The sequence below is a fragment of the Lentzea sp. NPDC006480 genome (assembly GCF_040611995.1).
Lineage (GTDB): Bacteria > Actinomycetota > Actinomycetes > Mycobacteriales > Pseudonocardiaceae > Lentzea.
This window is the reverse complement of record NZ_JBEXPJ010000015.1, coordinates 38,557-51,384: the sequence shown is the minus strand read 5'-3', so window position 1 is coordinate 51,384 and position 12,828 is coordinate 38,557. Positions and strand designations below refer to the sequence as shown.

The window sequence follows — 12,828 nt, the reverse complement described above, 5'->3', positions numbered from 1 at the left end:
GACCGGGATCTCGCGTTGAGGAACACGGCGAGCTGGTGCTGTTCCTCCAGGCGGGCGACGGCTATCCGTACTACGCGCGGCCGCGGTTCCCCGGTGGCCGTCCGACGGTCGCGGACGTGCTGAAGATGCGCGCACGGCAGCGTGAGCTCGACGTGCCCGAAGCGCTGGAGTGGGTGCACGAGACCACACCGGACCTCCTCGACGCGGCTGTCGCGGCGGGCTTGGAGGTGCTCCAAGCCCCGCTGATGGTGCTCGACCCGGACGAGCTGCCCGCACCGCACCCGCACGTGCGGGTGCTCGACACGCGCCCGGTCGAGGTGTCGGTCGTGGCCCAGCTGGCGTTCTCGTCGCCGGGCACGTCCCCTGGTGAGGTCGGCACGGCCGAACGAGACGCCGAACTGCGGAACGCGACCCCGATCGCCACCCGGCACCGGCACGCGGTTGCCGACCTGCCAGGCGAGGGCGTGCTGGCGGTGGGCACTGCGCAACGGGCGGGTGGCGTCGTCGAGATCGCGGGAATCGGCACGTTGCCGGCGGCACGGCGACGTGGCCTCGGTGGTGCGGTCACGGCGGAACTGGCGCGGGACGCTCTTCAACGAGGCGCGGAGCTGGTGTTCCTGTCGGCCGGAAGCCTCGACATCGCTCGTGTTTACGAGCGGGTCGGGTTCAGGCGTGTCGGAACGGCCTGCATCGCCTCACCAGTCGGGTGAGTTCAGATCGCCACTGCGAGGCATCGGCACTCGAAACAAACAGGCGACGCACGGCATTCCGGACGGCTGGGTGAGCAGTTCGGCCTCACCGCGGTGGATGAGCTCGCCGCAATAGGCGGTGAGTGCGAGAGGCGTGCGGTCGTCATCGGGCATGGGTACGAGGTGGCACGTGCGTTGTGTCTCGCCTACGACACCCGCACGCTTGCGGACCAGCAACACGGGCATGCGCGCTTCCGTTTCTTGAATGCTCATGCCTTCACCTCGGCGTCGTCCACCACACACACGACGGCGTGCGTGGTCGCGTAGAACTTGAGCCGGTAGGGGCCCGAGTTCCGCTCTGCAATTGCCGCGCAGAACTTGTCGGCGCTGACCTCTTCCGATCGCGGCGTTCGTTCGGCTAGGTCGATCACACCTAGATCGTGCGGCGTGTAACAGGAAATGGGGAGGGTTACATACGATTTACGGGTGGCGTATGCGGAACTCGCATACTCACCTGAGCTGCGTGACTTCGGCGGCGAGCTCGGCGATGGCCGGCGTCTCGTGCCACGGGTCGAGCCGGTCCAGCTCGTTCACGATCAGCTGTGACCCGGTCGCCCTGGCCAGGTCGAGCGCCGCGAACCCGAGGTCGACGGCCTGTTCGACATCCCCGTTGGCGGCGTGCGCGTAAGCGAGCCTGGCCGTGTGCACGCCCTGCTCCCACTGGCAGATGCCGCCCCACCTCGGCATGAGGTCCGTGTACGTGGTGATGGCCCGGCGATGGTCGGCGAGGTCGACCATGCTCGCGGCGCGTTGCATCGACACGTGCAGGTCGGTGAAGCAGTAGCCGATGGAGTACTCGTCGCTCTGCGGCCGTGCGGCGCTCAGCACCAACGACCGCGCGAGGTCGAACCGCGGCATGCACGCGTCCTGTCCCGCACGCGCGAGACCTCGTGCTTCCTGCCGCAACGCCATCGCGCGCACGAGCGGGCTCAGCCCCGTCTCACGCTGGGCGGCGCGCGCCAGGCCGATGACGCGGTCGTCGTCGCCGTCGACCTCGGCGAGCTGACTCATCCGCACGTAGCAGTACGCGACGACATCCCGGTCGTCCGCGGCTTGGCCCTGCTCCAAGGCCCGGGACGTCCACAGGCCCGCGCCCCGCAGGTCGCCGATCTCCTCGTGCAGCCAGCCGTAGAACTCCGCGTACATCGCGCCCGTGCCGAGTAAACGGCGCCGTACGTCGCCACGCGCGTTGCGGCGCAGCACGTCGATGAAGTCGTACATGTTGCGGACGGCGGGCATCAGCGCGCCGGTGCCACGCCAGTTGTGCGCGTCGTTGACGATCCTCCTCAGCACGAGGAGCTGGCTCACGGCGTCGTTGGTCATCACGCCGTTGCCGTCGGTCGTGCCGAAGACAGCGGAGGCGCACAACGCCATCAACGCCTTGCCCTCCATGCCCACGACCAGGTCTTTCGCCACCCCGTCGAGCCCCACGGCGCCGAGGCTTCTGGCTTCACCCGACCGCATCGGCACCGTGCGGTCGGTCAGTCCGAGCAGATGGGCGGGGATGCCGAGCAGCCGTTGCAACGTCCTGAGCACGCGCATGTCGTAGGCGATGTTGCTGCCGGCCTCCAGGCGCGAGATCGCCGACTGGGAGAACCCCGCCAGCGTCCCCAGCTCGTCCTGGCGCAGGCCGTGCGCCTTGCGGGCGATCGCGACCACGGCGCCGGGCGACTCCGCGGCGACCGCGTCCCGCACGTCCTTCGACTCCCAGATCGCGGGCGGCAGCATGGGCAGCGGCCCGTCCGGGACGACGACGGCGTTCTTAGCCGGTGTGCTCAACCTCAACGCCTCCTGCATCAGCTCGCATGGTGGCAGCGGGTTCAGGCTCGCATCGACCGCCATCCGGGCTAGCCGCCTGGATCATGCCCGGCCGAACGATTTCGTGCTCGCCTGTATCTCAAATGGATCCCGAAGAACCCTCACACAACACGTTCCCGGGATGAAAAAGGTTCGAAACGGCTACCCTGCGCGCGTGATCAAGGACTTCGGGGCCGGTGTCTCTCTGCTGCTGCGCGGGTTCAGGCTGGTGTTCAGCTCGCCCAAGCGCGTGCTCGTCGGGGCGCTGCCCGCGGTCATCACGGTTGTTCTGATGATCACCGGCTGGGTGTTGCTGTTCGCCTACATCGACTCGATCGCGGGCTGGCTCACCGGGTTCGCCGCCTCGTGGAGCGAGAGCTCGCGCAAGGTCATGGAGATAGCCGTCGGCATCTCGGTCATGGCGGCGGTCCTCGGCCTGAGCGTGCTGCTGTTCACCGCCATCACGCTGATGATCGGCGGCCCGTTCTACGAGTACATCGCCGAAGAGGTCGAGGACGAGCTCGGCGGTGTGCCGGGCGCGGAGCAGGTCGGCTTCTGGCGCGGGTTCGTGGTGGGGCTGCGCGGCACGATCCTGCTGGTCGGCGTGTCGATCCTGTTCGCGATCCCCCTGTTCATCTGCGGGTTCATCCCGGTCATCGGGCAGACCGCGGTGCCGGTGCTCGCCGTGTGCATCAACGGGTACCTGCTCGGCATCGAACTGACCGGCATCCCGTTCACGCGCCGCGGCAAGTCGTTCAAGGAGCGCAGGAGGCTGCTCGCGACGCGCCGTTCGATGGTGCTCGGGTTCGCCGTGCCCGCCTACCTGCTCTGTCTGATCCCGCTGGCCGCGCTGATCGTGATCCCGGCGGCGATGGCAGGCGGCACGGTGTTGTCGCACCGCCTGCTCAACGGAGACCGCGCTACCGCGTAGAGCTATTGGATGAAGGGCAGCCAGGCCTGCTGTGCCAAGCCGTTGCGCGCGTTGATCTGCACGCCCGACTGCGAGACCGACCACAGCTGGTCGCCGATCACCATGGTGCGCCGGGCACCGCCGTAGTTCTGGCTCTGCGGTTCGACGATCCTGCCGGTCTCCCTGATCTGGTTGCCGTCGACTTTCAGCACCAGTGAAGAGGCCTCGTAGTTCGTCTGGTACTGCGCCACCGGGATGACGAGCGTGCCGTCCTGGGGCCAGAACAGGAACGCGTGCGGGTCGAACTGCGCTTCGGAGTTGGAGTCCGGCAGGTGGTACTGCGCGAGCCGTTGCGGTGCCGCGGGGTTGCTCACGTCGAACAGCGACACCTGCGTGCCGGTGACGCGGCCCTGGTCCGTCGCCTCCTGGCCGACACCGATCAGCTTGCCGTCCCCCGCGGGGTGCAGGTAGGCGGAGAAGCCGTTGATCTTCAGCTCGCCGGTCACCTTGGGCTGCTTGGGATCGCTCAGGTCCAGCGTGTAGAGCGGGTCGGTCTGCCGGAACGTGACGACGTAGCCCATCTTGCCGATGAACCGCACGCTGTAGATGCGCTCGCCCTTGCCGAGCCCGCCGATCTGGCCTTCCTTGACCAGCTGGGTTCCGTTGCGGCGCAACGTCGTGACGAGGCTTTCCGTTGGCGCGGCCGGAGATTGCTGCGGAACGACGTCGGTGGGCATGCGCCAGCAGCACGGTGCCTGAGTGCCCGTCGTGGTGGCGACACGCAGGACACCGTCGTGTTCGGACAGTGAGTACTGGTTGAGCAGCGAGCCGTTCACGTCACCGGACGCGATGTGTTTCGGCGGTCCGGCCTGGCTGATGTCGAACTGGTGGATCGCGGTGGTGACCGGACGCTGCACCGGTGAGCCGTTGTGGAGCTGCGGCATCAGGCGGTGGTCGTCGGCGACGTAGAGGCTGCGGTCGGTGCCGTAGACCGTGTCGCCGTCGGCCACGATCGAGACCGGCTGCCCGGTGCCGAGCTGGCCGGACAGCTCGAACGTGAGGACGGTCAGCATCGACGCGCCGGAGTGCACGACCGGGTGGCTGACGTTCGCGCAGTCGACCAGGCTGCCGCTGCTCCTGGCCCCGTTCTGGTCCAGCTCGTAGCGCGGCAGCCAGGAGGTGATCGGCTCGCTCTGCAGGATCTCCTTGTTGCGGCGCAGGGATCCCGCTTCGTTCGTCGAGTCGTTCGGGTACACCCACGGCAGGCGCGGCTGCGAGCGGACGACGACGCGGGCGGTGCCGCCGATCTGGCGGGCGTCGAGGTAGAAGCCGTCGGTCTTGAGGCTGGCGATCTGCTTGAACGCCTTGAGATCCACCAGGATCAGCTCGGTGCCGGACTCCGGCGCGAACGACGGGCGGTCCGGCACCCGCTTCTCCATGATCTGCGCGGGGCTGTTCGCGATGACGAGCGCGCGGTCGCCCGCGACGAGCAGCTGGCTGGCGTAGCGTTCCCCGAGATCGACCGTGCCCGTGATGCTCTTGCTCGCGACGTCGACCACGCGCAGCTTGCCGTCGGTGATGGAGAGGACGCGTTTTCCGTCCGTCTTCACGATGTCCGGCTCGTCGACGCCCTGTTCGTGGACGTTCGTCGTCGAGTGGTCCTGCTGCTGCGCGGGTGGCGTGGCGGCCCTCGCGTCAGGGACGGCCTTCTCCTGTGCGACACCCGCGCTGTTGCTCGCGTCTCCCACGGCGAAGACCTCCGTACGGCCTCCGATGCCGTACGGGCTGACGTACGGCGCCATGGCGTTGCGCAGTTCGGTCAGTGCGTGGTCGCAGCTGTCGAAAGCGACGAGACGCACCGGCCCGTAGTCCACGATCGGTGGTGGTGCGAGGGTTTCGTCCCGCACCGCGGAGCTCACGCACACTCCGGCGATTGCCAGCGCGGCGGCGCCGGCCAACAGCTTTCTGCCGTTCATGCCATGAGGACGGAAGCGGGGCCGGAAAGGGTTGCCCGTGTTTCGGCAACCCTTTCCGGAGTTCCCTACAGCTGTGCCTGGATCTGCGCCGCGTAGGTGGCGACGCGGGTGTAGACGCCGGGATAGCCGGCGTCCGCGCAACCCTCACCCCACGACGTGATGCCGATCAGCTTGCCGCCGGCCACGAGCGGGCCGCCGGAGTCGCCCTGGCAGGTGTCGGTGCCGCCCTGGGCGTACCCGGCGCACACCATGGCCGTCGCGATGAAGTCGCTGCCGTACGAGCTGGCGCAGCTGGAGTTGCTGGTCAGCGGCACGGTGGCCTTGAGCAGGTAGCGCGAGGCACTGCCGCCGGAGCTCGTCGTGCCCCAGCCGAGGATCGTCGAGCTGGTGCCGGCGGTGTACAACGCGCTGTCCGCGCTCGTCGCGAACTTGATCGGGGTCTGCGACAGGTTGCGGTCGAGGGTGAGCACCGAGACGTCGTAGCCGCGGGTGGCGTCGGTGTAGCTGGGGTGGATCCAGATCTTCGTGACGCGAGCGGTGGTGCCGGCGGTGGAGTTCTTGTCGTCCCGGCCGGCGACGACGCGGACCGCCGAGGCCGAGTCGCCCTCGGTGCAGTGCGCGGCGGTGACGACCTTGTTGGGAGCCACGAGAGTGCCGCCGCAGTACTGGAAGCCGCTGCTCGTGGCGAGGTACACCACCCACGGGTAGGTGGACGTGCTCGCGCGCGTGCCGCCGACGATCTGTACGCCGACATCGCCGTCGGCGGTGGGGGTCGGAGCTGCTTCGGCCACGCTGACGCACGCCATCGACAGCGTCGCCGCCGCCAATGCCGTGCCGAGCAGTGACCGGAGGCGGTGCAGGGTTGCCGCCATGATCATCTCCTTCTTCTGTTGTGACTCCCGTTGCAGGGACGGGAGTTCGTCCAGGATCGACACTGCTTTACGAGACGGGCAAGGGCCGGTCTTCGTAGGCCATTCGGCCGTGCTCGTGCGCGCGTGATTGGATCGAGCGCGAACAATCCCGTTCCGAGAGGAAGTTGTCATGGCCCCCACGAAGCCTGAGGTCGACCCGCACGACGGCCCGGCGCCCGCGGACCTGCTGATCGAGGACATCACCGTCGGCGAGGGCGCGGAGGCCACGGCCGGGCAGTTCGTGTCCGTGCACTACGTCGGCGTCTCGCACTCGACCGGTGAGCAGTTCGACGCGTCCTGGGACCGGGGCGAGGCGTTCCAGTTCCCGCTCGGTGGCGGCCGCGTCATCCAGGGCTGGGACCAGGGCGTCCAGGGCATGAAGGTCGGTGGCCGCCGCAAGCTGGTCATCCCGCCGCACCTGGGCTACGGCGCGCGCGGTGCCGGTGGCGTGATCAAGCCGAACGAGACGCTGATCTTCGTCGTCGACCTCCTCGGCGTGAACTGAACGACTGACCCTGGCGGCGTTCCACTGGTCCACTCAGTGGAACGCCGCTGGTCTGTGCGGTCGATTTGCCGCGCGGGTGGAACTGGATCACGTCCGCCTGCGTCATTCTTTGAGTCCGCTGCCGCTTTTGGAGGGATTTTTCGGTGCCCGAGGACATCGCCGGGTCGGAGCAGATGCTCGCGAACTGGAACCAGAGCATCCAGGAACGCGCCGCGCGCTACCAGGAGATGGCGACGCGCGTGCAGGGCATGACGATCTCCGAGCGGTCGTCCGACGGGTCCGTCGAGCTCACCATCGGCTCCAACGGCATCCTGCAGAACCTGGTGATCAACGAGTCTGCTGCCGGCAAGCGCATGTCCGAGGTCAGCGGCGAGATCATGAAGCTGTTGCAGCGCGCGCAGTCGAAGATCCCGGCTCTGCTGCAGGAGGCGATGGCCGAGACCATCGGCACGCAGGACGAGACGGCCAACGTGTTGTTCGACGAGGCCAAGAAGAACTTCCCGGCGCCGCCGCCGGAGGACGGGTTCGCGCGTCCGGCGTTCGAGGCGAACGAGATCAACTTCCGGGTGGAGGACGACGCTCCGCCACCTGCACGGCCTGCCGCACCGCCCGCGCGTCGTCGCCCGCCGTCGGATGACGACGACGACTTCGGCGGCGAGTCCGTGCTCAGCTGATCTTTCCACTGTCCGAACTTGAGGGGGTTCGATGACTGCCGGTGGTTTCAACGTCACCTCGGACGTGCTGGAAGCGCACGCCAAGGCCCTGGAGGGCCTGCACGGGCGGTTGCAGGGGGCAGTGGACGCGGCGAACACCGTGTCGATGCCGACCGACGCGTACGGGATCATCTGCCAGCCGTTCCGGATGCTGCTCGACCCCGTTGAGAACTGGGGTCTGAACGCGCTGAAGGGCGCCGCCGAGGCGATGGACGCCACCGCCAAGAAGGTCACCGAGACCGCGAAGCACTACCAGGCCGTCGAGGACCAGATCGCTCAGACCATGAAGGGCTTCTGATGTCGACGCCGAACCCGTTGGTGGCCAAGGCTCCCGCGGAACCCTCCGGTTTCTTCAACGCCGGCACCGGTGACAACGGCTGGGCGACGGGCTTCTCGATCGCCGACTCCGCCGTCGACGCCTACAAGGGCATCTCCGAGGGCAGCTGGATCGAGGGCGGCCTCGGCGTGGTCGGTCTCGTCGCCGACGCCGCCTCGATGGCGATCGACCCGTTCGGCACGCTTCTGTCGTCTGCTGCTTCTTTTTTGATGGAGCACATGCAGCCGTTGAAGGAGGCGCTGGACTGGCTGGCGGGCGACCCGCCGGTGATCCAGTCGTACTCCACGACGTGGGGCAACGTCTCGCAGGAGATGGGCAAGATCGCGGCCGACTACAAGGCCGCGGTCGACCAGACCGCGTCGTGGACCGGTGCGGCCGGGGACGCCTATCGCAAGGCCGCCGGTGAGCAGCTCGACGCCTTGTCCGGCGCGGCTTCCACCGCCGGCTCGGTCGGCACCGTCGTCGGTGTGATGGGCATGGTCGTCGGGTTCGTGCGCGAGATGGTGCGCGACCTGATCGCCGACCTGGTGGCGAAGCTGATCACGTGGGTTCTCGAAGCTGTCTTCACGCTGGGCTTCGGCACGCCGGTGATCGTGGCGCAGGCCGTCACCGCGATCTCCAAGTGGGCGACGCGGATCGGTGAGCTCATCCAGAAGCTCATCAAGACCATCAAGAAGGTCTCGCCGCTGCTGGGTCGTCTGGTCGAGATCTTCACGAAGATCATGAAGGTCGTCGGCAAGCTGGTCGGCAAGGTGACCGGGCTCGACGTGATCTCCACGAAGTCCATCAAGCCTGGCGGGTTCTTCCAGCGGGGCGGCACCCCGGATCTCTCGCCTTCCGGTGGACACGGTTCGCCTTCGTCGTCGCCTGACTCCTCGCCTTCGTCGCCGCACTCTCCGGACAGCTCGCCTTCCTCACCGTCCTCTCCGGACAGTTCGCCGTCTTCGCCTTCTTCATCGTCCACACCGGACAGTTCGCCCTCGTCTTCTTCGCCTTCAACGTCCTCGCCGTCGTCGTCCTCTCCGTCGTCGACGCCCGACGCCCCTTCGCGAGCCCCGGACAGCTCGTCCCCGTCGTCGGCTCCGAGCCCGTCGCGCACGCCCGACAGCCCGTCGACGCCGGACACCCCGTCCCGAGCCCCGGACAGCTCATCCCCGGACGCCCCGTCGCGCACCCCGGACAGCTCTCCGTCACGCACCCCGGACAGCTCTCCGTCGAGCCCCAGCACCGCGTCCACGCCGAGCACCCCGCACACCTCGTCCACCCCGGACGCGCCGGCCCCGACCCGCAACACGGGCCAGACCGTCTCGTCCTCGGTGGCGCCGCCGATCGACGCCCCGACCCGCGCCGACGCCCCGCACGCCCCGTCACGCACCCCGGACAGCAGCTCCCCCTCGACGCCCACCCAGGCGGCCCCAACGAGCGGCGGCACCCCGAACGCGGGCGGCAACGCCCCGTCCGCCCCCGCCGCCTCCCGCCCGTCGACCGGCGGCCAGGGCTGGACCGGCACCCCGGGCAGCCGAGGCGACCTGGGCTCGAGCGCCCCCGCCCCCCGTTCCCCGGACATGTCGACGTCGGCCTCCCGAGCAGACGCCCCGTCGCGCCCCGCACCGTCGATGCCCTCGACGCCCAGCGCGCCTTCGAGCGGACTCCCCTCAGGCAGCGCCCCGTCCGGTGGCTTCCCGTCTGGCGGCGCCCCGCACGCCCCGTCCGCAGGCGCACCCTCAGCCGGCACGCCACACGGCCCGTCAGCAGGAGGCCCGTCAGCAGGCGGCCCGTCCGCGGGTGCACCAAACGCACCCCGCCCCGACGCAACGCCCCCGAGCCGCGCCACGTCCCCCTCCGCCGCGGCGGCCCCACACGCCCCGACGGCACCGTCCACCCCGAACATGCCGCCGGCAGGCGCCCCGTCAATGGGCGGCGCCCCGAACGCGCCCTCGGCAGGCACACCGCACGCCCCGTCGTCAGGCGCCCCGAACGCCCCGATGCGCCCGCAGCCCTCAACGGCCCCAAGCGCACCCCACACCCCGAACTCTCCCGCGGCCCCATCGGCCCGCACCGACGCCCCATCACGCACCCCCAACGCCCCAAGCACGCCGTCGTCGCACAGCGGCCCCAACGCCCCGTCGCGCCCGGACGCCCCCATGCGTCCCAACACGCCCAACGGCGCCCCCAACGCCCCGCACACCGGCCCCTCCGCCCCGTCGCGTCCAGACGCACCACACGGCGGCCCCTCCGCGCCATCGCGACCCGACGCACCACACGGCGGCCCCTCCGCGCCATCGCGACCCGACGCGCCCAACGCACCCTCACGTCCCGACGCACCCCACAGCGGTCCGTCCGCGCCGTCACGTCCCGACGCACCGCACAGCGGCCCGTCCGCGCCGTCACGTCCCGACGCACCGCACAACGGTCCATCCGCACCATCGCGACCCGACGCGCCTCACAACGGTCCATCCGCACCGTCACGTCCAGACGCACCACACGGTGGCCCCTCGGCCCCCTCACGTCCCGACGCACCACACGGCGGCCCGAACGCGCCCTCCCGGCCTGACGCGCCCAACGCACCGTCCCGCCCGGACGCACCGCACAGCAGCACGACGCCGTCCTCACGGACCGACGCACCCCACAGCCCCAACGCGCCGTCACGTCCCGATGCACCGCACAGCGGCCCGTCCGCGCCGTCGCGACCTGACAGGCCGAACGCTCCCCACGCACCAAACGCTCCGCACGGTGGCCCCAACGCACCGCATTCCCCCAACGCTCCACACGGCGGCCCGAACGCGCCCACCCACCGTCCGGACGCACCCCACGGCGGCCCGAACCGTCCCGACGCACCGAACCGTCCCGACGCACCGAACCGTCCCGACGCACCGCACCGTCCCGACGCACCGCACCGTCCCGACGCACCGCACCGCCCGGACGGTCCCGGCAGCCGGCCGGACGGCTCACGACCGGACGGTTCCCGGCCCCCCGGCTCCCGTCCCGACGGCACCCGCCCAGACGCGTCCCGTCCCCACAGCCCGGACAACCCGCGCACCCCGGACGGCCCGCGTTCCCGCGGCACCGACACCGCCGAAGCCCCGCACCGCGCTCCGGACTCCACCCACCCGGAAGCCGCGACCCCGCACCGTCCTGACGCGGACGCACCGCACCACGGTCCGGACGCCGACAAACCGCACACCGACACGCCGGACAAGCCCCACGACGCGGACCGGCCCCACGACGCCGACAAGCCCCACAACGCGGACAAGCCCCACGACGGCGACAACCCCGACGGCCCGAACAGCCACGACCCGGACGCCCCGCCCGCCGACCGGCCCACCCCGGACGAGGCACACGCGAGGCACGCCGAGACGACGCCGGCCGGCGTCAGCCACCACGGCGGCGACACGGACATGGGCGACCTCCCCCACCGGGTCCCCAACGACCCGCGCTACTTCACCGCGGACGTCCACATCACCCCGGACGGCAGGGCGCGCATCGGCGGCCACGACTACACGCCCGCCGAGTACGCGGACATGTTGCGCCGCGCGGGTTACGACGGCAGCAGGCCCGTCCGCCTGATCGGGTGCGACGCCGCCAGCAACGACTTCGCGAAGCAGCTGTCCAAGCACCTCGACGCCCCGGTCCTGGCACCCACCAAGCCGGCTTGGACGGACGCCAACGGCCGCGTCTTCACGAGCGACCCCGAGATCCGCGCGGACGGCACCCGCCAGCCCAAGATCCCGCCGAACGGCGAGTGGGAGACCCACCACCCGGACGGCTCGACGACCAAGACCGGCGACGACGGTTTCGCCCCCGGCACGCACGACAAGGACAAGGACCTCGACCCGAGCGACGCCAAGGACCGCGGCAGCGGCCGGCACATCGATCCCGAGCCGGTGGAGATCGAGACGCGGCAGCCCAAGGCGTCGATGGAGGAGAAGGTCAACGACCCGGACTACCGCAAGAAGTACTACGACGAGCCGGACTCGGAAGGCCGCGTCAAGCGCAAGGACCAGGACGTCAAGGACGCCAACGGCGACCCGGTCCCGCCCGTGCGCAAGCAGGGCGAGAACTACGTCCTGTCCGACGACCAGACGCCGATCCCGCCGGACTACCACAAGGGCAAGGTGGACAGCTCCCGCGGCGACGACGTCGCCCCGGAGCTGAAGCGCGAGAACCAGGACCTCGTCGACGAACGCCGGTCGGAGAACCAGAAGCAGCAGAGCTCCGCCGACGGTTCACCGGAGGAGAAGGCGGCTCAGGCACGTCTCACCAAGCTCGGCGAGGAGCTCGGCGACCGCGCGGGCATGCACTCGACGCCCGAGATCTACCCCGGTCCGCCGCCGCCCAGCCGCCTCGACCCCGGACTGCCGGGCAGCGGCCGGTTCGACCAGGTGTGGGAGACCGCCGACGGCAGGCTCGTCGTGGTCGAGGCGAAGGGCCCGAGCGCCGACCTGGGCAAGGCGCTGAACGGCGACAACGTGCTCGTCAAGCAGGGCCACGACACGTACTTCGACAAGATCGCCAGGGAGATGGAGAACCGCGAGCTCACTCCCAAGGCGGAGAAGAAGATGCGCGCCGATCTCGAAGCGCAGGGCATGAGCAAGACGGACGTGGACAAGGCCGTCGACGACCTCAAGGCCGCCTACCTGCGGGAGAACGAGCTGGGCGAGCGCCTGCGCCTCGCCGCCGCCGATCCGAACCACCCCGGCGTGGAGTACGTTGTGACGCACGCCAAGGTCAAGGAGATGAGCGTCGACGACTATCTGCAGAAGTACCACGCAGATGACGTCAAGGACCTGACGCCGGAGCAGCTCGACGCGTTCAAGCGCGAGCACGGGTTCTCCGACAAGTACCCAGACGGACGTGTGGACGTCTACGACGGCTACGAAACGAAGCACTTCAAGATGAAGTGGCAGGCGAAACCCGAGGAGTGAGCACC

General features: G+C 69.7%; 11 protein-coding genes. 6 read left to right on the top strand and 5 right to left on the bottom strand.

What is annotated here, in order from left to right:
* Window positions 1-35: 35 nt before the first annotated feature.
* Window positions 36-710, top strand: a complete 675-nt coding sequence (locus ABZX92_RS08995) for a GNAT family N-acetyltransferase (RefSeq protein ID WP_355555604.1) — start codon at window positions 36-38, stop codon at window positions 708-710.
* Here ABZX92_RS08995 and ABZX92_RS08990 read toward each other — a convergent pair.
* From ABZX92_RS08990 to ABZX92_RS08980, 3 genes are all read right to left on the bottom strand, one after another.
* Window positions 696-962, bottom strand: a complete 267-nt coding sequence (locus tag ABZX92_RS08990) for a hypothetical protein (RefSeq protein ID WP_355555602.1) — start codon at window positions 960-962, stop codon at window positions 696-698. The genes ABZX92_RS08995 and ABZX92_RS08990 overlap by 15 nt on opposite strands.
* Entirely contained in the window at window positions 959-1,120 is a 162-nt protein-coding gene (locus ABZX92_RS08985) for a hypothetical protein (protein ID WP_355555600.1), read from the bottom strand. The genes ABZX92_RS08990 and ABZX92_RS08985 overlap by 4 nt, the downstream gene beginning before the upstream one ends.
* A 79-nt stretch (window positions 1,121-1,199) precedes the next feature.
* Entirely contained in the window at window positions 1,200-2,528 is a 1,329-nt protein-coding gene (locus ABZX92_RS08980) for a helix-turn-helix transcriptional regulator (RefSeq protein ID WP_355555598.1), read from the bottom strand.
* Window positions 2,529-2,721: 193 nt separating this feature from the next.
* Between ABZX92_RS08980 and ABZX92_RS08975 the strand changes: the two genes are divergently transcribed.
* Window positions 2,722-3,477, top strand: coding sequence for an EI24 domain-containing protein (locus ABZX92_RS08975; protein ID WP_355555596.1), 756 nt, complete (start codon window positions 2,722-2,724; stop codon window positions 3,475-3,477).
* A gap of 2 nt (window positions 3,478-3,479) precedes the next feature.
* Here ABZX92_RS08975 and ABZX92_RS08970 read toward each other — a convergent pair whose 3' ends face one another.
* Window positions 3,480-5,432, bottom strand: coding sequence for a beta-propeller domain-containing protein (locus tag ABZX92_RS08970; protein ID WP_355555594.1), 1,953 nt, complete (start codon window positions 5,430-5,432; stop codon window positions 3,480-3,482).
* Between the two features lie 65 nt (window positions 5,433-5,497).
* Window positions 5,498-6,304, bottom strand: coding sequence for a serine protease (locus ABZX92_RS08965; protein ID WP_355555593.1), 807 nt, complete (start codon window positions 6,302-6,304; stop codon window positions 5,498-5,500).
* Between the two features lie 169 nt (window positions 6,305-6,473).
* Here ABZX92_RS08965 and ABZX92_RS08960 point away from each other — a divergent pair, with 169 nt between their 5' ends.
* The 4 genes from ABZX92_RS08960 (at window position 6,474) to ABZX92_RS08945 (ending at window position 12,823) form a co-directional block, all read left to right on the top strand.
* Entirely contained in the window at window positions 6,474-6,848 is a 375-nt protein-coding gene (locus tag ABZX92_RS08960) for an FKBP-type peptidyl-prolyl cis-trans isomerase (RefSeq protein WP_045311661.1), read from the top strand.
* Window positions 6,849-6,991: 143 nt separating this feature from the next.
* Complete coding sequence (locus ABZX92_RS08955; protein WP_355555591.1) at window positions 6,992-7,522, top strand: YbaB/EbfC family nucleoid-associated protein; 531 nt, start codon at window positions 6,992-6,994, stop codon at window positions 7,520-7,522.
* A 31-nt stretch (window positions 7,523-7,553) separates the two neighbouring features.
* Complete coding sequence (locus tag ABZX92_RS08950) at window positions 7,554-7,859, top strand: type VII secretion target (RefSeq protein ID WP_045311660.1); 306 nt, start codon at window positions 7,554-7,556, stop codon at window positions 7,857-7,859.
* On the top strand, window positions 7,859-12,823 hold the full coding sequence (locus ABZX92_RS08945; protein WP_355555589.1) for a hypothetical protein: 4,965 nt from the start codon (window positions 7,859-7,861) through the stop codon (window positions 12,821-12,823). The genes ABZX92_RS08950 and ABZX92_RS08945 overlap by 1 nt, the downstream gene beginning before the upstream one ends.
* Window positions 12,824-12,828: the final 5 nt, after the last annotated feature.